This window comes from Dyella sp. (genome assembly GCF_051962475.1).
Lineage (GTDB): Bacteria > Pseudomonadota > Gammaproteobacteria > Xanthomonadales > Rhodanobacteraceae > Dyella_A.
This window is the reverse complement of sequence record NZ_JBQCCF010000016.1, coordinates 58,316-82,535: the sequence shown is the minus strand read 5'-3', so window position 1 is coordinate 82,535 and position 24,220 is coordinate 58,316. Positions and strand designations below refer to the sequence as shown.

Below are 24,220 nucleotides of genomic sequence, written 5' to 3'. Positions count from 1 at the left end.
GACGCCTCCTCCGGCGTCAGTCGCGCTGGAACGGCACCAGTTCCGGCATGTGCAGCGAGAAGCCCTGCGCCAGATCCACGCCCAGTTCGCGCAACGCCTGCATCACCGGCTCGCTGGTCACCCACTCAGCCACCACGGTCAGGCCGATCTGGTGGCCGATGTCGGTAGCCGCGCGCACCATCGCGTAGCTCACCGGGTCGTCGAGCATGTCGCGAATGAAGCTGCCGTCGATCTTGATGATGTCCACCGGCAGGTTCTTGAGGTAGCCGAAGGAGGACATGCCGGCGCCGAAGTCATCCAGCGCCACCTTGCAGCCCACCGCGCGCAGCCGTTGCATGAAGCGCGCGACCTGAGAGAGATGGCGCACCGCCACCGTCTCGGTGATCTCGAAGCACACGCGACTCGGGTCGACCCGGTGCAGTGACAGCAGCTCGATGATGCGATCGGCCAACGCGTCATCTTCCACGCTGGCACCGGAGAGGTTGATCGTGGCCAGCCGCAGCGCCGCGCCGAGCGGGTGCAGCTGATCGAAGTGCGAGAGCGCCGTTTCGATCACCCAGCGGTCGATGGTGGGCATCAGGCCGTAGCGCTCGGCCGCGGGCATGAACGCGCCGGGCACCATCAGCCGGCCGCTCTCGTCGCGAAAGCGCAGCAGCAGCTCGATGCGCACACCATCGCGGTCGGCCGGTGCCAGCGGCGTGAGCTCCTGGTAGGTGAGCAGCAGGCGCCCCTCATCGGCCGCCCAGCGCAGGCGATTGGCCCACTCCATTTCGCTGCGTCGGCGTGCCGTTTCGTCGTCATGCTCGGAGTAGAAGTGCACGCGGTTGCGGCCCATCTCCTTGGCCATGTAGCAGGCGGTATCGGCCTGGGCGAACAGCTCGTGCAGATGCACCCCATCGGGCAGGTCGATCAGCACGCCACCGACGCTGGCACTGATCGAATACGTGCGCTGCTCCCACATGAACACGTAGCCGTCGATGCGCAGGCGCAGCTGCTCCGCCGCGGCCTCCGCCGTGGCGCGATCGCCGATGTTCGGCAGCAGCACGCCGAACTCGTCGCCGCCCAGACGCGCCAGCACATCGTGTGGCCCCAGTTGCTCGCGCATCACCATCGCCAGCTGGGTCAGCAGCTGGTCGCCGGCCATGTGCCCGGAGGTGTCGTTGATCAGCTTGAACTGGTCCAGGTCGATGTACAGCAGCGCCGCCGGCGGCGCACCGTGCGCGACCGCCGCCATCGCCTCGGCCAGGCGGCGCTCGAACTCGCGTCGATTGTAGAGATGGGTCAACGCGTCGTGGCTGGCCTGGTGGCTGAGCCGCTCGTTGAGCTGGCGCTGCTCGGTGATGTCGGCGGCCACCATCAACAGCTTGGGCACGCCGTCCAGCTCCACCCGCGCGATCGATACGCTGGCCCAGAAACGCTGTCCGCTCTCGCTGAGCAGCGTGGCATCGACCCGGCTGACCTCCACGCCCTGAGGATCGCGCAACCAGTGCTGCACGGCGGCGTCCTGGAACAGCTCGGGTAGTTCGCGCCCTATCAGCTCATCGCCCAGGCGGTCACGGGAGGCCTGGTTGGCGTAGGTCACGCGTCCATTGGCAGCGTCGGCCAACACCACCAGTGCTGGCAGCAGTTCGTTGAGCGCCCGAAAGCGCTCTTCGCTCTCCCGATAACGACGACTCATCCGCCAGCCAAGCTCCACCGCCCGGCGCTGCGTACCGGCTACCGACCACACCAGCGTCCCCAGCAGCAGTGTGATCAGCAGCCCTGACGGGAGTATCGACTGCGACCAGCCGAAAGTCCGCTCGGAGTGCGGTCGGTAGAGCATACTCACCCGCCAGACTCTGCCGCCGTAGTGCAGGTCGCGCAGGAAATCGCCACCGCCGGAGATCTCTGCACCAGGGTCGGATTCGAACAGCAACTGCGGTGCCGCAGTCACGTCGCGCACCTCGATCTGCAGTCGCTTGAGCGCATCGGCGGTGAACGCGCTCCCTACCCATTCGGACACATTGAACGAGGCGGCAATGGAACCCGTCAGCCGGGCGCTGCGCTGCTGCGCATTGGCAGGCGGCGCGCCCTCGCTGTAGATCGGAAGCCGCAATGTGACGCCAGCGATGCGGCGCCTGTTGGCATCGGTCTGCACCAGCGCGAACGGTCCGGACAGGCTGAAATTATCGTTGTCGCGCGCGGCCACCAGCGCCGCCATGTTGTGTCCCTGCTGGCTGACATCCAGTCCGATCAGCCGCTCATTGCCCGCCAGCGGCTGCACGCGCCGGGTAATATAGCGCTCGCCTTCCGGGCCGCTTTCGCGCTGGGCATAGGCCAGCGCGACCAGGCTGGGGAACAGCTCACGGGGACGCAGATTCTCGTAGAAATGGGCAAAGTCATCCTCGGTGACCTCATCCGAGGCAATGAACAGCGTCTGCACAGCGCGCATCAGCAACTCGGAAGACGACAGCCTCGACTGCAGGGCCGCGTAGCTCTTGTCGGCCAGCTCGTGCATGGCCGCGCGATCGGCCGCCAACTGGCGCGCTCGCTGCTGGTGATGCAGCAACAGCGTAAGCCCCACGCCCAGCACCAGCGTGAGCATTACCCAGAAGCCGGTCCAGGCTCCCTTCGGCGGCCGCAACGCGGCAGCGTCCACTGCGGCAGCGGCAGGCAGCGGGGCCGTCCTGGCAGCGAGTGATGAGGCAGGTGGCTGGCTCAAGCGGTTGTCCGTGTCGCCGGCGGGCACTGAAAGCTATCTGAGCACATCCGGCCACGTTGCGCAGTACGGTTTTGTGAAGGATCGCGCCGGCTGGGCGTCTCTCGTCGGCTCTGGTACAACATCGCCGGGACGCGCCGAGGGGAGCGCCCGCGCGCACCACACTACGGCCGCGCATCGACGGAACGAACGCTACAGGGGACAACACATGACACGCCGCTATACCGTGCCGGCGCGCTTCGCGCTGGCTGCCTTGCTTTGCCTGCCACTCGCCGGCCACGCCGCCGACGCCGCCGACGGCCAGGCCGAACATTTTCTCGCCTCGCTGCACCCGGTCAGCGGCAACGTAGCCGTTCCTGCCGCCCATGCGCACCTCGCGCTGAAACCGGGCTACGGCTTCCTCAACGCGCAAGACGCCCAGCGCGTGCTCAGCGAGCTGTGGGACAACCCGCCGGACAAGGACGTGCTGGGCATGATCCTGCCCAGCGGCGACCCGCATGTGCTGCTGGACAAGGATAGCTGGGCGGTGGTGGTGACCTATGTGGACGACGGCTACGTCTCCGACGCCGATGCCGCCGGCATCGACTACGACAAGATGCTGCGCGACATGCAGGAAAGCGCGCACGACGAAAACGCCGAGCGGCGCAAGCAGGGCTTTCCCGAGGTGGAACTGGCCGGCTGGGCCGAGCCGCCGCACTACGACGACGCCAGCCACAAGTTGTACTGGGCGCGCGACCTGATCTTCAGTCACGACGGCCGCAGCGGGCACTCGCTCAACTACGACATCCGGGTGCTGGGCCGCCAGGGCTACCTGTCGCTCAACGCGGTGGCGCCCATCGATCAACTGGCGCAGGTCAAGGCGGACATGCCGCAGGTGCTGGCGATGACCGAGTTCGACGCCGGCCAGCGCTACACCGACTTCGACAAGAGCACTGACAAGCTCGCCGCCTACGGCATCGGCGCGCTGGTCGCTGGCGGCATCGCGGCCAAGGCCGGGCTGTTCGCCAAGCTCGGCGTGATGCTGCTGGCGCTGAAGAAATTCATCGTGCTCGGCATCGCCGCCGTAGCCGGCCTGTTCAAGAAGCTGTTCCGGCGCAAGCAGGCGTGACGCACGCGCCGCGCGGCTCGATCAGGTGCCGCGCGGCTTGGCCCGGTGGGTGGGCGTGGCGCTCCACGGATCGTCCGGCCACGGATGGCGCGGGTAGCGGCCCTTGAGCTCCTTCTTCACTTCTGGATAGGTGCGCTGCCAGAAGCCCTTCAGATCCTGCGTGACCTGGATCGGCCGGCCCGCCGGAGACAGCAGATGCAGCGTCACCGGCACGCGCCCCCCGCCGATGCGCGGCGTGTCGGCCAGGCCGAACAGTTCCTGCAGCTTCACCGCCAGCACCGGCGGCTCGCCAGGCGCGTATTCGAGCCGGCGGCTCTGCCCGCTGGGCACGGTGAGTTGATCGGGTGCCTGCGCGTCGAGCGTGTGGCGCTGCTCGTAGTCGAGCATGGCGGCGAGCGCCTGCGACAGCGATTCGCCGGCCAGCGCGTCGAGCCCGCGCTTGCCTTGCAGATACGGCGCCAGCCATTGCTCCAGCGTGGCCAGCAGGTGCGCATCGCCGACATCGGGTAGTCCCAGCTCAGGCATCCACTCGCGTAAGGCCTGGATGCGCGCGCGCAGCCGGCACGCCGAGTCACTCCAAGGCAGCGCCTCCAGTCCGCGGCTGCGCACGGCGGCGAGCAGCGCCGGCAGCGCGTCGGCTGGCTGCACCGGCACGCTGCGCCGCTCCAGCACGATGGCGCGGAAACGCTGCTCCTCGAACGCTTCCACCGCGGCGCGCGCCTCGTTCCAGCGCAGCACCCGCTCGCGCGCGAAGCTGGCGGGAAAATCCCGCTCGAGCTGGCGAGGATCGAGCGGTGCGGCGGCCAGGATCAGGCTGTCGCGCGCCTCGTGACGCAGGTCCAGCGCCACCAACCAAGGCTCGCCGAGCAGCGCGGTCTGCTCGTGCAGGCGCGCACCGCGGCCGTTGGCCAGCGTGTAGCGCAGCGGCTGGCTGGCGTCACGAAAGGCGATGCGGTCGGGAAACGCGTGCGCCAGCAGGTCGCCCACGGCGTGGCTGTCCGGCACGCCCGTGGCCGCGGTGCGCACGTCGAGGCGACGACGCCAGCCCTTGGCCGCCTGTTCGATTGCCGCCAGCGCGCCCGCATCGGCCTCGCCCCGCCCGCCGCCGCGACGATCGCGCCACACGTGCAGCGCGCCCACGCGGGCGCGGAAATCATCGCTGCGCGCCAGCTCTCCGCGCAGCGGCGAGCGTGCGTCCATCAGTGCCAGCAGGTCGGCGACCAGCGCGAGACGCTCGGGCGGCGCGCGCAACGCGGCGGCGGCCAGCCGCGGGCTCGCGCCGAGCGCGAGCATGCGCCGGCCCAGCGCGGTGACGCGACCATCGCGGTCGAGTGCACCGAGCAGCGCAAGCAGTTCGCGGCCCTGCGCCAGTGCGCCGGCCGGCGGCGGGTCAAGCCACGGCAGGTCGGCGGCGCTGGCCGCGGTGATGCCCCACGCGGCCAGCTCCAGCGCCAGTGCGGATAGTTCGGCCTGGGCGATCTCGGCCGTACGGGAGGGCTCCAGCCGCTTGCTCTGCGGCCACAGCCGATAGGCCGTACCTTCCGCCACCCGGCCGGCGCGACCGGCGCGCTGGTCGGCCGAGGCCTGCGAGATGGTCACCGTCTCCAGCCGGGTGAAACCGGAGTTGGGATCGAAGCGCGGCTCGCGCGCCAGGCCGGTGTCGATCACCGCACGGATGCCCGGCAGAGTCACGCTGGACTCGGCCACGTTGGTGGCCAGCACGACGCGACGGGCGCCCGGTTCGGCGGGGCTCAACGCAAGCTGCTGCTCGGCCAGAGTGAGTTCGCCGTGCAGCGGCACCAGTTCCACCTGCTCGGCGAGCGTGGCGGCCAGTACGGTCTGCGCGCGGGCGATCTCGCGCCGGCCGGGCAGGAACACCAGCACGTCGCCGTCGTTCTCCACCAGCGCCTGTCGCGCGATGCGCGCCACGTGGTGTTCCACGCTCTCCTGGGTGCGCGCCGGCGGATACTCGATGCGCACCGGAAAGCTGCGCCCGGGGCTGCTTATGCGGGGCGCATCCAGCCACTGGGCGATGCGTTCGCCATCCAGCGTGGCAGACATCACCAGCAGGCGCAGCTCCGGTCGCAGCGTGGCCTGCACGTCCAGCGCCAGCGCGGCGCCAAGGTCGCCGGCCAGATGCCGTTCGTGGAATTCGTCGAACACGATCGCGCCAATGCCGCTGAGCTCTGGATCGTCCTGGATCAGCCGCGTCAGGATGCCCTCGGTGACCACCTCGATGCGCGTCGCCGCGCTGGTGCGCGACTCGAAGCGGATCGAGTAGCCCACCGTCTGCCCCACCGGCTCACCGAGCTGCTGCGCCATGAACTGCGCGGCGGCGCGCGCGGCGATGCGGCGCGGTTCCAGCATCAGCAGTTTCTGCCCGCTGAGCCAGGGCACATCGAGCAGCGCCAGCGGCACCTGGGTGGTCTTGCCGGCGCCTGGCGGCGCTTCCAGCACCAGCCGCGGATGCGCGGTGAGCGCATCGCAGATGGCGGGCAACAGCGGGGTGATCGGAAAGACGGGGGACGGCGGGATCATCGCGTGGATGATACGTGCTGGATTGGCCGGGCCTTGCGCCGAATGGAACGCATCGCCCGCGAGCGGGCTCCTACATGGATCTTGCTGTAGGAGCCTGCTCGCTGGCGATGCCTGCTTTACGGCTTGGCCTTCGCGCGCAGCGGGGCCAGCGACTCGAACTTCTGCTGGTACTCGTTGGTGATGTCGCGGGCGTCGTCGCTGCTGGCGATGACACGCGGGGTGATGAGAACGATCAGCTCGGTGCGGTTATGCGTACGGCTGGTGGTGCCGAACAACCGGCCGAGCAGCGGGATGCGGTTGAGCCCCGGCACGCCGGTGTCGGTGTTTCCTTCGTCCTGCTGGATCAGGCCACCAAGCAGCACGGTCTGGCCGCTCTGCACGGCGACCTGGGTGGCCAGCTCGCGCTGGGCGATGGTCGGATTGCCGTTGACCAGCCCGGCTGTACGATCGACCTGGCTCACCTGCTGACCGATGTTGAGATAGACAAGGCCGCCGGGATTCACGCGCGGCTGCACGTTGAGGATCACGCCGGTATCAAGATACTGCGCTTCGCTGTACGTGCTGGTGGTTCCAGTGTTGGGCAGGATGCTGGTGGTGTTGATCGGCACGCGGTTGCCGACCTGGATGTGCGCCACCTGGTTGTTCATCACCACCATCGACGGCGCCGACAGCGTCTTGGTATTGCCGCTGGTCTCCATCGCATGCAGGGCCACCTGCAGGTTGGAGTTGACGAAGGAATAGAACAATGCGTCCTTGGCCGGGTTGTACGCGTTGCCGCCCAGACCCAGTGCGCCCTGCCGCGGATTGTTCGGGTTGCCTGGAGTGAAACTACCATCGCTGTTCTGCGTGCCGCCCGCCAGCCCCTGCAGGTACCATTGCACGCCGAATTGAAGGTCGCCGCTGAGGTTCACCTCCAGGATCCGCGTCTCGATCTGCACCTGCAACGGCACGTTGTCCAGGCGCTTGATCGCGTCCTGGATCTCGTTCCACTGTGACGGGCGCGCGCGCACCAGCAGCTGGTTGTTGGCGTCCACCGAGCTGATGCGGATGCTGCCGTCGCCGGAGCTGTACTGCTGGTCACCGCTGCCGCCGCTGGCGCCGCCGACGTTGTTGATCAGGGCGCCGCCGTTGCCGCTCCCGGTGCCGCCGGAGGCGCCGCTGCCACTGCCCAGGCCGCTGCCGCCCATGCTGGCGTTGCCGTCGCGGCCGCCGCTACCACTGTTGAAGCCGCCGCTGTTGCCGAAGCTGCCAGCCGTGCTGCCCATCGACGCGCCACTGGCGCCGCCGGTGTTGCCCAGCGTGGCGCCGGTGAGCCCGGGGCCGACTTCGCCACCGCTGCCACCGCTGCTGCCACCGGCGTTGTCGGTGTAGATCTGCGCCAGGTAGTGGGCGAGGTCCGAGGCCTTGATGTTGCGCACGTCGTACACGTACAGCTGCGGCTCGTTGCCGCCGCCGCGATCGATGCGGGCGATCCAGTCACCCACTTCGCGCAGGTAGTCCGGCTGGGTGGAGATCACCACCAGCGCGTTGGTGCGCTCGATCGGGATGAAGCGCAGCATGCCGGCCAGCGGCGTGTTGCCGTCCTTGCCGAACAGGCTGTCGAGCTTGGGCATCAGGTCGGTGACGCTGGCGCGCTCAAGCGAGAACACACCCACCGACATGCCGCGCAGCCAGTCCACGTCGAAGGTGCGCACGGTGCGCGCGTAGTTGGCCAGCTCCTGTGGCGTGCCGGAGAGCACCAGCAGGTTGCGCGCCGGATCGACCAGCAGTACCGAGTCGGGCCGCGCGAACGGCTTGACCAGCTTCTGCATCTCGGTGGCGCTGATGTAGTGCAGCGGGAACAGCCGCGCCTGCAGGCCGCCAGCCGGCGCGCTGGCGCCCAGGCCCGGCACCAGGTTGCCGGCGGAGGCATCCTTGGCCGGCATCACTACGTAGCCGCCGTCGCCGCTGACCAGCGCGTTGCCGGTCCACGACAGCAGCATCTCCAGGATCGGCAGCGCCTGGCTGGAATCGACCGGTTCGGCGGTGGCGAAGGAGATGTTGCCCTGCACGCCCGGGGCGATGGTGTAGTTCTTCTTCAGCAGGTCGCCGAGCACCGCCTTCACCACAGCCTGCACCGGCTGGTTCTCGAAGTTGAAAGTGACCGCGCCGTCGCCCTTGGCCGCCGGGCGCGGCGTGGACAGCGCGGTGGGACGGATGAACTGGCCGCTGCCGGCGCTCACCTGCGGCTGCACCGCCGCCGTGCTGGCGGTGTCGACCGAGGTATTCAACGGTTGGGGTGCGGGCGCCGGCTTCTCGGTGCCGGCCATCGCCTCGCGCTGCAGCGCGCCGTCGTCGGGCGGCGGCGGCAGTGTGGCGCAGCCCGTCAGCCAGACGGTACCGGCGAGGGCGACGAGTCGGAACAGCGGGGACTTCAGCGTGCGGACCATCAACGAACTCCTTCCTGGGTCGAGTCAGCCTGCTCGGCCCGACGTTTCTGGATGACGGCATTGAGCTGGCGGATGCGCTCCGCCTGCAGCTCGGCCTGGGTCTGGCGTGCGCGCTGGGCGCGGCCGGCATGCGGGCTGATGCCCATGCGGCGATCCCCCGCGGTATCTGCGTTGGGCTCCACCAGGCCTTGACGCATTTCGGCAGCGCCCGGCGCGCTGTCGGCCGGCGCGGCGGTCTTGTCGAACGGCGCGCCGGCCGGCAGCTTCAGCTCGACACGGCCGTCGGGCGCGTCAAACACCGCGGCGCGCGGATGCACTTCCACCAGTGTCCAGCGGCCATCGGGCGTGGCCCGGCCTTCGACGATCTGCAGGTCGCGGTTGTTGCTCTTGTCGTGCACCAGCGCAATGTGCAAATCGCGGGTGAGGATCACGCCGGTGAGCGCCAGATCACCGACCGCTCCCCCGGCATCGGCCAGTGCCGCCGGGCGGCGGTCCGGGCTGAACAGCGGTTTCTGCCAGACCAGCGCGTAGCGATCCAGCGGCTGCGGCGACGGCAGGGCGGCGCCGCGCCCCGGCGGCGGCAAGGGCGCTACCGCGCGCGGCTTGTTCCAGCGCACGCCCTGCCCGGCGCCCAGCAACAGCGCCACGAAGAGCGCGCAGAGCACCGCGGCCAGCAGCACCAGGCCGGGCGTGAGGCGACGTTGTGCGGCGGCCCTCACGGCGCAGCTCCGGCCGCGGCGGGCGGTGGCGGCGTGTTCCGTGATGGGCGCACGTAGCCGGTCAGGGTGAACTGCACTTCCAGCGGCGCCTGCGCGTTCTGCTGGGTGATCACCGGGTTGCGGAAGATGCTCAGGTCGCCCACGAACAAGTACGGCGTGCCCTGCTCCAGATCGTGCAGCACGGCGCTGAGCGGCTCGATGTCGCAGCGCAGGCTGATGCTCACCGCCGCTTTGCGGTAAGGCTCGGAGCTGTCGGGGGGCGGTTCGGGCAGGGGCATCTTCTGGGTCACCTCGCAGCCGCCGTTGCGCGGATGCGCGGCGGCAACGTCGACCACGCGCTGCATCAGGCCGGCGCTGGCGGCGTTGGGATCGTCCTCGGGCAGGAACGCACTGCTGGCGGCCTGGCCCGCGCCCAGCGTGGCAATGCGCTTTTCCAGCTCGGGCTTCTGCGCGATGGCGGCGGCGTAGCGACCCTGGGTGTCGCGCAGGTCGGCCATCTGCGCGTCGATGGCCCGCAGCGGCGCCACGAACCACCAGTGCAGCAGGGCGAAATAGGCGATCACCAGCACCACCAGCAGCAGGCCGATCGCGGCGAGACGACTGTCGCGCGGCTTCAGCACCAGGCGCGTCATGGCGTGGCTCCTGCGGCCGGCGTCGAGGCCGCCGATGGCGGGGTGCGCACCTTGCCGACCATGTAGAAGCGCTCCTTGCCGGTGGTCGGGTCGGCCTGGATCGAGCCCTGGAAGCCGACGTCGCGGATCAGCGGCGAATCCTTCAATGCATCGACCAGCTTGGCCGCCTGTACGCTCTGGCCCTGGAAACCGATCTGCCCGCTGGCATCCAGGCTGAAGCGCTCCAGCCACGCGGTGTCGGGCAGACGGCGGGTCATCTCGTCAAGCAGTGCGAGCACTGGCACGGTGTCCTTTTTCTTCTGCGCCAGGAAGCCGGCGGCGCCGGCGTTGTCCTGCAGTTGCTGGCGCAGCGTGGCGACCTGCTGGGCGTCGGCGCGCATGGCGTCGACCTGGGCCTGCATCGCATCCAACGCGAGCTGGCGGTTGTGCAGCCACTGGCCCAGGACCAGCACCAGAAGCACCACGCAGCCCGCGCCGAGGGCAAGATTGAGACGACGGCGCGGATCGCTGCGCCGCGGCCGCTGCGCCGGGGCGAGCAGGTTGGCGCCCACGCGCTGGCCGTCGGCGGTGAGCAGATCCACCGCATCAACGCGGATGCGCAGGGCGGCCAGGCGCTCCAGCAGAGGATCGAGCGTGGCGCGCGGCAACACGATCAGCTCGGCGGCAAAGCGCCCTTCCCCGGCCGGCTGGCCGGCGTGCTCGCGCACGTCCATCGCCACCTGCTCGGCGCGAAACGGGGTCTGCCGGTCGATCTCGAAACCCACCACCTGAGCCAGGTTGTCGCGCGCCGCCAGCGGCAACGCGAGCGTGCGGCGCAGGCCGGCGACGGCGGGCAGGCACAGCGCCAGGCGCAGATCCTGCGGATCCACCGCAGCCAGCGCCTGGCGCAAGGCCTGCTGCTGCATCGCCGGATCGTCGGCGTCGGACCATTGCGCCAATGCTTCGGACTCGCCCGCGCGACGCAGCTGCCAGGTGTCGCCGCGACGCTCCAGCAGGTACCACTCGGCCCCACCGGCCAGCGCTTGCTGCGTCGATGCCGGCAGCAGCGCGCGCAGCTCGCTCCCCCACCACGCCAGGAACGCCGGCAACGGCGATGCACGCCAGGCGCGACGCGCGCGTTCCAGCTGCGGACGCAGCGACTGCGATGTGGCACTCATTCCCCGCCTCCCTCCTGCCAGCGCAGCACCGCGTAAGGTGGCCCACCAGCCCCGATCCCGCGCAGGCGGACTGTCGCGCGCACGACGGCCTTGGTGCCGTCGGCGAGCGTCGCCTGCGAACGAATACTATGCGTTACCCCGCCACCGGACGCCATCGCGGTGGCCGGATCGAGCGCCTCGCGCGCCTGCTGGGTCTGCGCGATGCGCGCCGCGTCCATGCCGGGGATGGCGGCCAGCACCAGCGGCGGCGCGGTAGCCGGGTTCGGCGCATCGCGGCCGGACCACAGCGTCACCTGCGGCGCAATCGTGCGATACACCGCCGCGGGCATGCCCAACACCATGCGTAGCTCCTCGATGCTGGCGAACGGGCCGTGCCGCGGGCCGTAGTCCAGCCCAGCCGCGGCGTAGGCTGCATCGGCCGGATCCGGGCCCACCATGTTCTTGAAACTGCGCCAAGCCACCACGCGCTCGGTCAGCGCCTGGGCGGCGCGCGGCTCCATGCCGGCGGCGGTGAACAGGCCGGTGAGCACGGCGGGCGCCGCGGCGTTGAGATCCACCTTGCCGTTCTCGTCGATCACCGCTACCTGCACCGTCGCCGGACCGTAGGCGAACGTGTACGGGCGGCCGTCGGGAATCCAGTGCAGCGCTGGCTGCGGATCCTGCAGCGCGTAGATGGCGCGAGCGATGCCGGCCTCGGCGGCGTACTGCGCCTGGGTCTGTGCGAACGCATAGCGCGCCTGCAGCCCCTCGGTGCGCGCCAGGATGGCGTAGCCGCCCAGCAGTACGGCGAGCAAGGTGCAGGCCCACAGCACCACTAGCAGGGCCACCCCGCGCTGCCGGCCACGTTCGTGCGTACGGTTCATTGGCCACCGCCCATGCCGCGCAGGCGCTGCAGCGGCCCCTGCAGCATCAGTCCGCTGGATGGATCGATGCGCAGCGGCACGGTGAGCTGCGGCCAGGGCGTGGTGCCCAGCGGAGTCAATTCGACCCGCACCAGCTGCGGCAGCAGGCGGCCGTCGGGCCAGCGGTCCTGCCAGTCGCCGGGGCGGCCCTGGGCGTCGACGCCCCTGTACTGGAAGCTGCCGCTCTTGATGTGGTCGAGCAACAACTGCGGCTTGCCCAGTGGCTTGGGCGCGCTGCCGTCCGGCGGCAGCATCGCCAGCTGCATCTGCAGCCGCAGCGCGCCGTGGCCGTCGTCGACCAGCGAGAGCGCCATCAGCTGCGGCCCGAGCTGATCGAGGTAGCCCGGCAACGGCGCGACGAAGCGCATGCTGCGCGCCTTGCCTTGAAAGAACACGCTGTCGCCGTTTTCGTCGTGGCCGATCGGCGCCACCATGGTTTGCGCCAGCTCGCGCCGTAGCAGCTGCTGCGAGGAGCGCACCTGATCGAGCCGTTCCACCGCAGCGGTGCCCGAGCGCACGCTGTGGGTGGCGGTGCGGATGCCCGAATACACCCCGAGCAGCAGCAGGGTGAGCAGCACCAGCGCCGCCAGCACCTCGAGCAGGCTGAAGCCCGCCGCGCGCCTCACGGCGCGGCTCCGGGTGCGGCGGCGGCGGGCACCCCCACGCGCAGCGTGCTGAAGTGCGCCACCTGATCGTGGCCGGCGCCGTTCCAGCGCACGTCCAGATCGAGTTGGTACAGCTGCAGCGGCGCGTTCGGAACCGGCTTGCCGCCCGGATTCCACGGCGTCACCTGCAATTGCCAGCGGTACTGCTGGTTGAACGTGCCGCTACGGGTGCCTGCGCGCAGCGGCTCGGTGACGAAAGCGCTGTCGAGCAGGCTGCGCGCCCACATCGCCGCCTCGCTGCGCTGCGCGGCGTGCTGGGTCAGCCCGATCGCACCGCCGGCCACCTTCATCAGCGCGGTGAAGGTGATCGCCAGCAACAGCAGCGCCGCGATCACCTCGATCAGGCTGAAGCCGCGGGCGCGATGCGGCGACATCACGGTTGCTCCACGCTGACCGCGCCGGTGAGCCACGCCACGTTGACCTGCCAGCGGCGCTGGCCCTGCTGCAAGGTGACGTGGCCGCCGGTGGAGCTGCCATCAGGAAAGAAGCGGATGCGCCCCACGCCGGGGCCGACCTGGTCTTCCTTGGCGCTGGTGATGCTCACCGCCAGGCCGTCCGGCAGCCGCACGGAGCGCCCGTTTGCACCGCGATAGCTGCCGGCGCGGGTGTCCACGTCGAAGTGCTGCTCCTGACCCTTCACGATCGCCTCGGCGCGGGTCGCACGCAGCGCGGCGGCGAGCTCGCCGCTGGCCGCACTCACCCGTGCGCCCTTAAGCCCCTGCGATACCGACACCGACACCGCCGCCGCCGCGATGCCGATCAGCAGGATCACCGCCAGCATCTCGAACAGGGTGAAGCCGCGCGCATGCGGCACGCCGGCAGGGCGAAGGGCTGGACGGGCGTTCACCGTATTCGGCCGGGCAGGCGGGAGCTTATTCCCAGTTGCCGATGTCCTTGCTGAAGCCATCGCCGCCTGGCTGGCCGTCCTGACCATAGAAGATCAGGTCGAAACTGCCGTGCTCGCCGGGATACTTGTAGCCGAACGCATGACCCCACGGATCCTTCAGGTCGGAAGCCTTGGCGTACGGGCCCTGCCAGTTCGCGGCATTGGACGGTTTGGTGACCAGATCTTCGAGCTGGTGCGGCGGCGTGCCGTTGTCCAACGCGTAGTTCTCCACCTTCTGGCCGAGCGTGGTGAGCTGCGCCTTGCCGGCGCCGTACTTGCCCTTGTCCACGTTCTTGCCGACCTGGGTGACCACGACGGCGCCGATGATGCCGATCAGCACGATCACGGCGAGCATTTCGAGCAGGGTGAAACCGGCGCTGCGGCGCGCGGAACGGAAAGACCTGGACTGCATGGGATTACCTCGGGTCATACGGAACGGATACATGGGACAGCGCCGGTCACTGGATGTTGCTGGTGAGGCTGAGCAGCGGCAGCAGGATCGCCGCCATGATGATCGCCACCAGCACGGTCATGACGATGGTCAGCGCCGGCACCAGCGCGGCGAGCAGCCGATCGATCGCGCGCTTGCTTTCCAGCTCGAAGGTGTCTGCCACCTTCAGCAGCATGGTGTCCAGCTGGCCGGCCTCCTCGCCCACCTGCACCATCTGCAGGGCAAGCCGCGGAAAGCGCTGCGATTGCGAGAGCGCGAAGCCGAGCCCGGCGCCGCCCTTGACCTGCTCGGCGGCGGTGGCGAGCGCTTCGTCCAGCGCGCGGTTCGCGGTGACCTGGCGCGCGATGGTGAGCGAGGACAAGAGCGGCACGCCGTTCTTCAGCAAGGTACCCAGCGTGCGCGCGATGCGCGCGGTCTCCACCTTCAGCAGCAGCGGCCCGACTACGCGCATGTTGAGCAGCTTGGCGTGCCAGGCCAGCCGCGCCGACGGGTCGCGCAGACGCGCACGCCAGAAGAGCGCGCCGCCGCCGATGAGCAAGACGATCAGCCACCACCAGCCCTGGATCAGGTTGCCCAGGCCGAGCACCGCCTGGGTGATCAGCGGGATCGGCACCTGCATGTCCTGGAAGATCGGCACGAACTGCGGCACCACGTAGGCCAGCAGCAGTACCAGCGAGCCGAGCACGCCGACCAGCAGGAAGGCCGGATAGATCAGCGCGTTGACGATGCTGCCGCGCAATTGCTGCGCGCGTTCCAGGTAATCGGCCAGGCGTCGCAGCGTCTCCTCCAGCGAGCCACCCGCCTCGCCCGCACGCACCAACGAGATGTACAGCTTGGGGAACACGCCGTGCTCCTCGTCCAGCGCCTGCGACAGCGTGGTGCCGCCGCGCACGCGGTCGCGCACGCGCTCGATCAGCTTCTTCGCCCGCTCGCCCTCGGGCAGCTCCAGCAGGATGCCGAGCGCGCGATCGAGCGGCTGGCCGGCACCGAGCAGAGTGGCGAGCTGATGGGTGAACTGGGCCAGCTGGTCGCCCGAGAACGGGCCGCGCGCGAACAGCGCAGCCAGGCCACTGCCGCCGCCCGGCGCATCGGCGGGCGCGGCCTCCAGCGGTGTATGGCCCTGGTCCTGCAGGCGCGCGATCACGTCCTCGACCGAGGCCGCCTCCATCTGCCCCTGCAGCATGTCCCCGGCGTCGCTGACCGCGCGGTAGCGGAACTGCGCCACGTCAGCCTTCCTGCGTCACGCGCAGGACCTCTTCCAGCGTGGTCACGCCGGCCACCGCCTTGGCGATGCCGTCCTCGTACATGGTGCGCATGCCCTCGGCGCGGGCGGCGCGTTCGATTTCGCCGGCGTCGGCGCGCTGCATGATCAGCCGGCGCAGCGGATCGGTCATCACCAGGAATTCCATGATCGCGCGACGGCCGCGGTAGCCGGTGGGGTTGGCGGCGCTGGTGCCCGGCTTCCACAGGCGGATCGGTCGCTCGCTGGTGTATTTCTCCAGCTCGAATTCGGCAATCACCTCGGGCGAGGGTTCGTACGGGATCGCGGTCTCCGGATCGAGCCGGCGCACCAGCCGCTGCGCCAGGATGCCGTTGACGGTGGAGCCGAGCAGGTAGTCCTCGACACCCATATCAAGGAGCCGGGTGACGCCGCCGGCGGCGGAATTGGTGTGCAGGGTGGACAGCACCAGGTGGCCGGTGAGCGCGGACTGGATCGCGATGCGGCAGGTTTCCAGGTCGCGCATCTCGCCGATCATGATCACGTCCGGGTCCTGGCGCATGATCGAGCGCAGCGCGCCGGCGAAATCCAGCCCGATCTGCGGCTTCACCTGGATCTGGTTGATGCCTTCGAGCTGGTACTCGACCGGATCCTCGACGGTGATGATCTTCACGTCCGGCGTGTTGATCTGCGACAGCGCGGTGTACAGCGTGGTGGTCTTGCCCGAGCCGGTGGGGCCGGTGACCAGCAAAATGCCGTGCGGGCGCTGCAGCACATCGACGAAGCGCTGCTGGAAGTTGTCGGTGAAGCCCAGCGAGGCGAAGTCGAACACCACCGACTCGCGGTCCAGGATACGCATCACCACCGATTCGCCGAACGCGGTGGGCACGGTCGACACGCGCAGGTCCAGCTCCTTGCCCTGCACGCGCAACTGGATGCGGCCGTCCTGCGGCAGGCGGCGCTCGGCTATGTTGAGCTTGGCCATGATCTTGACGCGGCTGATCACCGCGGCGGTGGATGACGATGGCGGCGCCTCCACTTCGTGCAGCACGCCATCGATGCGGTAGCGCACTTTAAGGCGGTTCTCGAACGGCTCGATGTGCACGTCGGAGGCGCGCTGCTCCACCGCGCGCTGCAGGATCAGGTTCACCAGCCGGATAACGGGAGCCTCGGAGGCAAGGTCGCGCAGGTGCTCGACGTCTTCCTCCTCGGTGGCACCGGCGCCGTCGAGGTTCTCCACGATCGAGCCCATCGCAGAACGGCCCTGGCCGTAGTAGCGCTCGATCAAGTCGTCGATCTCCGAGCGCAGGCCGATGCACAGCGTCACCGGCTTGCCGGCGGCCAGCTGTACGGCGTCGAGCGGGTACGGATCGGCCGGGTCGGAAACAATCAACGCGAGGCCATCTTCACCGTGGCGCATCGGCACCACGTGCTGCTGCTTCAGGAAGCGTGCGGAGATGTCCAGCTCGGTCGGCGGCAGATCGGGCGCTTCGCGAGTCGATACCAGCGGCGCGCCGAGCAACTCGGACCAGGCCAGAGCGAGGTCACGTTCGGAAACCAGGCCCAGCCGCGCCATCAGCGCGGTGAGCGTGCCTTCGGGGGCTTCTTCGTGCAGCCGGCGGGCTCGGGCGAGGTCGCTGTCCTTCAGCGCGCCGCGCGCGACCAGCAGGGTGCACACGGCCTCCTCCCGATCGATCATTTCCGTCGGCACAGCGGCCCCCGACGCGGTCATCACTGACACCATCACCCACCCCACTTCCACTGCCTCGACCCATCCACGTTTTCTGTCGACACCCCCGCGCCGATCAGGACCCGCATTGTTAACACATCCCATCGTTGCCGGCGCACGTGGCAGCGCGCCGCGGTTCACAAAAAGGGGCCAGCGCCCTGCGGTGCCGGCCCCTCACGCACAATCGTACGAGCGGTTTTACCAGCCGATACCCACGCCCACGCCGGCGCTGCTCTCATTGCCACTGACCGCACCACCGAAGGTCACGTTGGCGTTGCTGCCGACCTGACGCGAGTAACCCACCGCCAGCGCCGTGCGACCACCGTAGCCGCCCACACCCACACCCAACCGGTTGGGCTGATTGATTCCCTGGGTGCTGAAGGCCATCTGCGACATTGCCGACCCCATCGCCCCTACCTGGTCCAGCCGCTTGTCGACGGTGCGGAACCGATCGTCGACCTGGTTACGGAAGCTGTTGAAATCCGCCTGGCTCACGCCACCGTTGAGAACCTTCTGATCGGCATATGCCTTGGCCGCGTTGAGGGTCTGCACGTCACCCGCGTCGGCATAGGTCTTGGCCGTGGCCAATGCCTCGTCGACCTGGCCCACGTTGGCCGCATCGGTCGCTTGCGTGCCAGCCGCCACGTTGGTGATCTGTCGCGGGTTGGCTACCGTACCCACCGACACCGTGTTGGCGCGATCGGCGACCGAACCCTGACCCAGCGCGACGGCGTTGACGGCCGTCACCGAAGCGGCTTGGCCGATGGCGGTTCCTGACGCGGCGGTCACCGACGCGCTTTCGCCCACTGCTACGGCATTGGTCGCCGCCACGGCAATGGTGGAATTGGCACCGACCGCCGTACTGCCGTCGGCATTGACCTTGGCGTTGCCGCCGATCGCGGTGTCGTTCGGGCCGGCGGCGTAGCTGTCGCCGCCCACGGCCGTGCCATGGTCGCCGCCTGCTTCGGCGTTTGAGCCGATCGCGACCCCCTTGCTGCCGGTATTGACGGATGCCGTGTCGCTGCCGTCGCCAGCCCCGTCGATCGCGGTGTACTGGGCATTCACGGCCGCATTGACCAGTGCGTCGAGTTGCGACTGGAAATCGTCAGCGAAGGCCGTGAACTGCCGCATGTTTACCGCATCGGTCGGGTCGATGCCCTCGGCCAGGTTGACCAGGCGGCGCTCCGCCCCGGCGCTGCCGATGGAGATGGTGTTGTCCTGGTCTGCCACCGACCCGGCGCCCAGCGCCACGCTGGAGGCGCCATCGGCCTCAGCCGAATCACCCAGAGCGACAGAGTCCTCGCCCATGCTCATCGCGCCCAGGCCGGCCGCCAGCGAATAGTCACCAATGGCCGAGGCGCTGTAACCGAACGCCGATGAGAGAAAGCCTGCCGCAACGCTATATCCACCGACCGAGGTGCCGGCCGTTCCTACTGCGCCGCTGTTGAAGCCAATCGCCACGGACTGCTGCGAGGCCGCACCGCCATTGCCGTTGCTGTCCTGACCGCCGATGCCTATCGCCAAGGTGCCGTCGGCGGAGCTGTCTGCACCGATCGCCGTCGCGCCCTGTCCCGATGAGGCGGCGTTGTTGCCGATGGCCGTGGCCGAGTCGGCACCGGTATAGGCAGCGCCGCCGATCGAGGTGGCGCCGGCTCCGATGGCAAAGGCACCGTTGCCGATGGCAGTGGCATTGTCGCCGATGCCAGCGCTCTGGTAGCCGAGCACCGTCGCTCCGCGGCCCTCAGCGGCGGCTACCGAGCCGATCGCAATCGATCCTTCGCCCTGTGCCTCGGTGGCCAGGTTGTTGTTGTCAGGGTCGGGATCGCCGCCGCCGATGGCGATGCTGCCGCGGTCGGACGCCTGCGCGTTGGCGCCCAGCGCCACGCTGTTGTAGCCGTCGGCACCGGCGTTGTAGCCGCCGGCGAAGGCATTGACGCCGGTGGCATACGAGAGCGCGCCCACGGCGGTGCTGTTGGCGCCGTCCGCGCCGGCACCCGCGCCGAACGCGCTGGCACCGACGCCGCTGGCCTCGGTGGCGTAGTCGACGCCGTCCACCGTGTACACGCCGCCCAGCGCGGTGCTGTAGTCGGCCAGCGCGTTGCTGCCCTGGCCCAGCGCGGTCGCCTGCACGCCGGTGGCTACCGCATTGGCGCCCACGGCGGTGGCGCCGGCGCCGCTGACGCTCTGGTTGGGGCCGCACGACAGCGTGTCGTTGTCGGCCGGCACCACTTCGCCAGCGCTGCTCAGCACGCAGGCATCTGGCACCTGCTGCGCGTGCACGGCACCGACCGGTGCAGCGGCCAGCAGCGTGCCGAGCAGCAGCGCACCGACGGCACCGACCACGGCCGAGCGACGGCCGCCGGCACGACGTGACGAGGCCAGTTCGCTGGCCACCACCAGAGTGCCGAGCGCACGATTCCAAACCTTGCTGTAGATCTTGTTCATGGATGAATTTCCTGCATCGTGGCGCCCGCTCCGCCGCGCGGAGGGGCGCCCGTGATCACGGGGAGACGACGCACGCCGACTGCGGCGTGACGTTCGCAAAGGTGGGCTCGCCCGCGCGCGATGACGCGCCGGGCAGTTAGGGATCAGCGCGGGGGCTGGCAGCTCACGCCAACTGCAGCGAAGGCGGCGGTGACATCGGCCACTGTATAGCCACGATCGCCAGCGGCCGTCTCGACGCCACAGGCGCCGCTGTCGAAAGTTTCGCTCGGCCCCCAGTACAGCGCGTTGGCGTCATGGAATACCTCGAACGCCTTGCGGGTATCCCAGCCGCTGGTGGTCGCCAGCGTGCAGAACGCGCGGTTGTACACGCCACTGGAGTAGTGCACGTCGATCCCGTCACGGTAGTCCGCAGCGCTGTCGATCGAATAGCCGTCGTTGCTCGGCGTGCACATGTCGCGCAATGCCGGCAGACCCAGCAATGGCACCGTGGCCGGCTTGACGATGTCGGCACCGACCATGAAGTCGTTGCTGCCACGGTCGTAGAACTTCACCGCCTCACCGGCCATGTCGGAGAATGCCTCGTTCATGCCACCAGACTGCGCGGTGTATTCCAGGCCCGAGTGCTGTTCGGTAAAACCGTGGCTGATTTCGTGGCCGGTGATGTCCAGCACCACGAACGGATAGAAGTACTGGTCGCCGTCGCCGAATACCATCTCTGAGCCGTCCCAGAACGCATTCTCGTAATTGGTGCCGAAGTGCACCCACATCGACAGCTGCATCGGCGTGGTGCCATCGGTCGTCAACGCCGGTTCGGCGAACCAGTCGCGGTACATGTTCTGCACCACGCCGCCGAAGTGATGTGCGTCGTTGATCGGCGAAAAGGCACCGTTGATCGCATCGCCGCTGCTGACGTAGCGCGCCGGGTCGCTGCCCACGCAGCCAAATGACCACTGCACCACGCGCTGTCCGCCGGCGAGGTTGTAGGTCGCCACGTCGGCGTCTTTGAGGTAGCAGGTGTTGCCGGACTTCTGCGCATCGAGCTTCTCCAGACCGGGGCCGGAACCGTCGTAGGTGTACGAGCCGGTCAGTGCGTTGCCACCCGGTCCGGTCACCTGCACATCCACCGGGGTGGTACTGCCGCCAGGCGGCAGACGGCCCGTGGTGATGCCTTCCCACTGCTTGATCACGGCGCCGGTATTGGCGTCGACGATGGCGGTCGGCCGTGACATGTGCCCCATCACCGGCACCAGGTAGGAGGTGCGGTAGGCGAGCGTGACGGCGCCATCGGCCTTCGGATAGACGAACAGAGCAGCTTCGCCATTGCGGACGCCCGGCGCGGCAAGCTGCCCCATGTGCTTCTTCAGCGCCGCCTGCGCCTGCAGCGCGGAGATGCGCGGCGTCACCGAAGCGAGCTGCTTGCCCGGATCGCGCTGCACTTCGCCGGCGACCGCCAGCACGTTGCCGCTTCGATCGCGCTCGACCACCACATGGCTGCCGTACACGGGTATGCCACTGAAGGTCTGCTGTTCACGTGTCTTGACCGTGCCGCGATGGGTGGCGATCGCCTCGCGCTGAATGAGGCTGGTATTCGCGCCCAGTCCGAGCCTGCTGGCCAGCGGCGCACCGGACAAGCGGCCGAGCCGGCCCGCCTCGACATGACTGGTGCCGACGGCGCCGGCAACTGTGCTCACGCCCGTACCGAGCACCGCCAGCATGGCGCCAATGAGTTTCTTCTGAAGCATGGAGTTCCCCCGACGGATTCATGATCGGTCGGCCCGGCTGAAAGCCAGGCGCAAGTACCGAAACGTGTGGCCAACGGCCTCCCCCCGGAGGACCGTGACGCGAGTCACACTAGGGAGCCGCGCGGTGCAGGGTCAATTCGAAAAATACCTATGGGGTCATTGCCGTGAACTGCGTTTTGGCTCGAGCGGCGACTGCTCCGTCGATGTCTAGTTGATCGCTGTATCCCTTGCGACAATTGCATCTTAGTTTGCTTCAGGAATCGCGATGCTGCTCGACATCGGCGCCAACCTCACCCACGAATCCTTCGCTCACGACTTGGATGCCGTGCTGGCGCGCGCGCAGTCGCACGGCGTGGCGCGGATGGTGGTGACCGGCGCCAGCCGCGACGGCAGCCGCGATGCGCTGGCCCTGGCGCAGGCGCATCCGGGCCTGCTCTATGCCACCGCTGGTGTGCATCCGCACCATGCGGTGGATTACGACGAAGCGACCGACGCCCTGCTGCGCGAGCTGGCCACGCGCCCTCAGGTGCGTGCGGTGGGTGAGACCGGCCTTGACTACCACCGCAACTACTCGCCGCACGAGGTACAGCGCGAGGTGTTCGAGCGCCAGCTGCGCATCGCCGCCGAGCTGGGCAAGCCGCTGTTCCTGCACCAGCGCGACGCACATGGCGACTTCATCGCCCTGCTGCGCCGCTACCGGGACAAGGTGCCGGCCGCCGTCGTGCACTGCTTCACCGATACCGCCGAGGCGCTTCGTGACTACCTCGCGCTGGACTGCCACATCGGCATCACCGGCTGGATCTGCGACGAGCGCCGCGGCACCCACCTGCGCGAGCTGGTGAAGGTGATTCCGGCGAACCGGCTGATGATCGAGACCGACGCGCCCTACCTGCTGCCGCGTACGGTACGCCCGCTGCCAGCGCACCGTCGCAATGAGCCGATGTACCTCAAGCACATCGCCGAGGAGATCGCGCGCGACCGCGGCGAATCGTTCGAGTCGCTGGCCGCGCACACCACGGCGACCGCCGAGGCATTTTTCGAGCTCGCGGCCACCACCGGCTGAGCGCGGCGGCACTACACCTCGGCCTTGAAGGTTCGTCCCAGCGCCGGTCCACCGCCGACGTAGTGCCGGAAGACGTAAAGCAGCGGCCGGAACCGCTGCGGGTCGATGTGTTCGCTGCCGGCGAGGACGATGTCCTGGTGCGCATGCACTCGCAGCACTTCCGTCTCGACCGTGACGAAGCCGCCGGCGCTGGCCTCCCAGGCCTCAAGCGGTCGTTCGTGCCACGCCGTCACGCGTGCCTCCATCTGCAGGGGACACTCGGCAACGCGCGGCGCCTGTACCTGCTCAGAAGGCAGCGGCGTCAGTCCGGCCAGAGCGAACTTGTCGGCCACGTGGCGGTAGCCGGCTTTCCAGCCCGGCACCGGGTCGCGTCCGGTGGTCGGCGCCAGCGCTTCCACCGCCTGCCATTGCTCGGGAGCGACGACATTCAGCGTGCACTCGCGCTCGCGGTGCAGATTGGCCAAGCCCTGGCCGCCCTGGGACAGACCCAGCACGACGCGGTCGGCCAGCGCCCAGGCTCGGCCCGGCACGAGCGATGTTGCGGCGAGCGCCGAAACGTGGGCGCCGGCCGCGCGCTAGCATCCACGCATGCACGCCAGCCCCACTCGCCACCAGCTCGCCGAGATCGGCAGCCTGCTCGCCGACCCGTCGCGCGCCGCCATCCTGCTGGCCCTGGTGGACGGTCGTGCGCGACCGGCCGGCGAACTGGCGCGCCTGGCCGGCATCGCAGCGAGCACCGCCAGCGCGCATCTGAGCCGCCTCGTCGAAGGTGGGCTGTTGCAGGTGGTGAACCAGGGTCGACACCGCTATTTCAGGATCGCCAACGACAGCGTTGTGCAGGTGCTCGAGACGTTGCCGCTGCTGCGCTCACCGCCGGCCTGCGCACCCACGCGGGCGCCGCGCGCGCAGCCACTGGCCTTCGCCCGCACCTGCTATGGCCATCTGGCCGGGCGGTTGGGGGTGGCGCTCTATCAGGGTTTGCGCGAGCGCGCGTGGATCGAGCTGGGCGAGCACGCAGTGCGGCTCACCGGGGCCGGCCGCGAGGCGATGCAGGGCGGCGGCCTGCTGCCCGATCCGATGAAGCCATCCTCGCTCTCGGGCCGCAGCTGCCTGGACTGGACCGAGCGCCGCCCGCACCTCGGCGGCGCGCTCGGCGTGGCGATCGTCGATCAGCTGCTGCATCGCGACTGGCTGCGTCGCCAGGACGGCTCACGCGCCCTGCTGCTGACGCCGCCGGGGCGCGCGGGACTGCGGCAATTGGGGATTGCCCTGGACGACTGAACCGCAATGCCGGCTCAGTCGAGCCGCCGCCACCGGCCCGATGCAAGATCGTCGAGTGCGTACGTACCGATGCGCTCGCGGATCAGCCGCAAGGTGGGAAAGCCGACCGCCGCGGTCATCCGGCGTACCTGTCGGTTGCGGCCTTCGCGCAGCGTGATGCGCAGCCAGCTGGTGGGGATCGCCTGGCGAAAGCGCACCGGCGGATCGCGCGGCCACAGCCAGTCCGGCTCGGCGGCATGCTCGGCAGCGGCCGGCAGCGTAGGGCCGTCCTTCAGCACCACGCCGCGACCCAGGGTGGCAATCGCCTCGTCGGTGATCGCGCCGTCCACCTGCACCAGGTAGGTCTTGGGCTGCTTGTGCTTCGGATCGGTGAGGCGGTGCGCCAGCGCGCCGTCGTCGGTCAGCAGCAACAGGCCCTCGCTGTCCTGGTCCAGGCGACCGGCGGCGTAGACACCTTTCTGCATGACGTAGTCGGCCAGCGTGCGGCGGCCCGCCTCATCGGTGAACTGGCACAGCACGCCGTATGGCTTGTTCAGGGCGATCAGCACGGGCCGTC

General features: G+C 69.2%; 20 protein-coding genes. 3 read left to right on the top strand and 17 right to left on the bottom strand.

Features of this window, described 5'->3' with window-relative positions; translation table 11 throughout:
* Positions 1-16: 16 nt before the first annotated feature.
* A complete protein-coding gene (locus ACTHJF_RS02940) occupies positions 17-2,701 on the bottom strand; it encodes a bifunctional diguanylate cyclase/phosphodiesterase (RefSeq protein ID WP_440265761.1) in 2,685 nt (894 codons plus the stop codon).
* A gap of 205 nt (positions 2,702-2,906) precedes the next feature.
* On the opposite strand from ACTHJF_RS02940, the gene ACTHJF_RS02935 reads away from it, so the two are divergent.
* Entirely contained in the window at positions 2,907-3,806 is a 900-nt protein-coding gene (locus ACTHJF_RS02935) for a DUF2167 domain-containing protein (RefSeq protein ID WP_440265760.1), read from the top strand.
* A 21-nt stretch (positions 3,807-3,827) separates the two neighbouring features.
* On the opposite strand, the gene hrpB is transcribed toward ACTHJF_RS02935, so the two are convergent.
* From hrpB to ACTHJF_RS02865, 14 genes are all read right to left on the bottom strand, one after another.
* Positions 3,828-6,344 carry an ATP-dependent helicase HrpB gene (gene hrpB, locus ACTHJF_RS02930; protein ID WP_440265759.1) on the bottom strand — a complete coding sequence of 839 codons (2,517 nt, stop codon included), beginning with the start codon at positions 6,342-6,344 and terminating at the stop codon, positions 3,828-3,830.
* Positions 6,345-6,460: 116 nt separating this feature from the next.
* A complete protein-coding gene (gene gspD, locus ACTHJF_RS02925) occupies positions 6,461-8,773 on the bottom strand; it encodes a type II secretion system secretin GspD (RefSeq protein WP_440265758.1) in 2,313 nt (770 codons plus the stop codon).
* Positions 8,773-9,492 (bottom strand): hypothetical protein, encoded by a 720-nt coding sequence (locus ACTHJF_RS02920; protein WP_440265757.1) that lies wholly within the window; start codon positions 9,490-9,492, stop codon positions 8,773-8,775. The genes gspD and ACTHJF_RS02920 overlap by 1 nt, the downstream gene beginning before the upstream one ends.
* Positions 9,489-10,124: a type II secretion system protein GspM gene (gene gspM / locus ACTHJF_RS02915; RefSeq protein WP_440260850.1), complete on the bottom strand. Its 636-nt coding sequence runs from the start codon at positions 10,122-10,124 to the stop codon at positions 9,489-9,491. Before gspM ends, ACTHJF_RS02920 begins: the two co-directional genes overlap by 4 nt.
* Positions 10,121-11,281 (bottom strand): PilN domain-containing protein, encoded by a 1,161-nt coding sequence (locus tag ACTHJF_RS02910; RefSeq protein WP_440265756.1) that lies wholly within the window; start codon positions 11,279-11,281, stop codon positions 10,121-10,123. Before ACTHJF_RS02910 ends, gspM begins: the two co-directional genes overlap by 4 nt.
* Complete coding sequence (locus ACTHJF_RS02905; protein WP_440265755.1) at positions 11,278-12,144, bottom strand: general secretion pathway protein GspK; 867 nt, start codon at positions 12,142-12,144, stop codon at positions 11,278-11,280. Before ACTHJF_RS02905 ends, ACTHJF_RS02910 begins: the two co-directional genes overlap by 4 nt.
* On the bottom strand, positions 12,141-12,809 hold the full coding sequence (locus ACTHJF_RS02900) for a prepilin-type N-terminal cleavage/methylation domain-containing protein (protein ID WP_440265754.1): 669 nt from the start codon (positions 12,807-12,809) through the stop codon (positions 12,141-12,143). Before ACTHJF_RS02900 ends, ACTHJF_RS02905 begins: the two co-directional genes overlap by 4 nt.
* Positions 12,806-13,222: a type IV pilus modification PilV family protein gene (locus ACTHJF_RS02895; protein WP_440265753.1), complete on the bottom strand. Its 417-nt coding sequence runs from the start codon at positions 13,220-13,222 to the stop codon at positions 12,806-12,808. Before ACTHJF_RS02895 ends, ACTHJF_RS02900 begins: the two co-directional genes overlap by 4 nt.
* Positions 13,222-13,662 carry a pilus assembly FimT family protein gene (locus ACTHJF_RS02890; protein ID WP_440263716.1) on the bottom strand — a complete coding sequence of 147 codons (441 nt, stop codon included), beginning with the start codon at positions 13,660-13,662 and terminating at the stop codon, positions 13,222-13,224. The genes ACTHJF_RS02895 and ACTHJF_RS02890 overlap by 1 nt, the downstream gene beginning before the upstream one ends.
* Positions 13,663-13,720: 58 nt before the next feature.
* The gene (gspG, locus tag ACTHJF_RS02885) at positions 13,721-14,146 is read right to left on the bottom strand and encodes a type II secretion system major pseudopilin GspG (protein WP_440265752.1); all 426 of its coding nucleotides are present in this window, start codon (positions 14,144-14,146) and stop codon (positions 13,721-13,723) included.
* Between the two features lie 46 nt (positions 14,147-14,192).
* The gene (gene gspF, locus ACTHJF_RS02880; RefSeq protein ID WP_440265751.1) at positions 14,193-15,410 is read right to left on the bottom strand and encodes a type II secretion system inner membrane protein GspF; all 1,218 of its coding nucleotides are present in this window, start codon (positions 15,408-15,410) and stop codon (positions 14,193-14,195) included.
* Position 15,411: 1 nt separating this feature from the next.
* Positions 15,412-17,136 carry a type II secretion system ATPase GspE gene (gspE, locus tag ACTHJF_RS02875; RefSeq protein ID WP_440265750.1) on the bottom strand — a complete coding sequence of 575 codons (1,725 nt, stop codon included), beginning with the start codon at positions 17,134-17,136 and terminating at the stop codon, positions 15,412-15,414.
* Positions 17,137-17,331: 195 nt separating this feature from the next.
* Complete coding sequence (locus ACTHJF_RS02870; RefSeq protein ID WP_440265749.1) at positions 17,332-19,578, bottom strand: ESPR-type extended signal peptide-containing protein; 2,247 nt, start codon at positions 19,576-19,578, stop codon at positions 17,332-17,334.
* Between the two features lie 143 nt (positions 19,579-19,721).
* Entirely contained in the window at positions 19,722-21,320 is a 1,599-nt protein-coding gene (locus ACTHJF_RS02865; protein WP_440265748.1) for a M4 family metallopeptidase, read from the bottom strand.
* Positions 21,321-21,585: 265 nt separating this feature from the next.
* Between ACTHJF_RS02865 and ACTHJF_RS02860 the strand changes: the two genes are divergently transcribed.
* Positions 21,586-22,383, top strand: a complete 798-nt coding sequence (locus ACTHJF_RS02860) for a TatD family hydrolase (protein ID WP_440265747.1) — start codon at positions 21,586-21,588, stop codon at positions 22,381-22,383.
* Between the two features lie 11 nt (positions 22,384-22,394).
* On the opposite strand, the gene ACTHJF_RS02855 is transcribed toward ACTHJF_RS02860, so the two are convergent.
* Entirely contained in the window at positions 22,395-22,913 is a 519-nt protein-coding gene (locus ACTHJF_RS02855) for a flavin reductase family protein (RefSeq protein WP_440265746.1), read from the bottom strand.
* Positions 22,914-22,971: 58 nt separating this feature from the next.
* Here ACTHJF_RS02855 and ACTHJF_RS02850 point away from each other — a divergent pair, with 58 nt between their 5' ends.
* Positions 22,972-23,664, top strand: a complete 693-nt coding sequence (locus tag ACTHJF_RS02850; RefSeq protein WP_440265745.1) for an ArsR/SmtB family transcription factor — start codon at positions 22,972-22,974, stop codon at positions 23,662-23,664.
* Between the two features lie 14 nt (positions 23,665-23,678).
* On the opposite strand, the gene ACTHJF_RS02845 is transcribed toward ACTHJF_RS02850, so the two are convergent.
* Positions 23,679-24,212 (bottom strand): pseudouridine synthase, encoded by a 534-nt coding sequence (locus tag ACTHJF_RS02845; RefSeq protein WP_440265744.1) that lies wholly within the window; start codon positions 24,210-24,212, stop codon positions 23,679-23,681.
* Between the last annotated feature and the right edge of the window lie 8 nt (positions 24,213-24,220).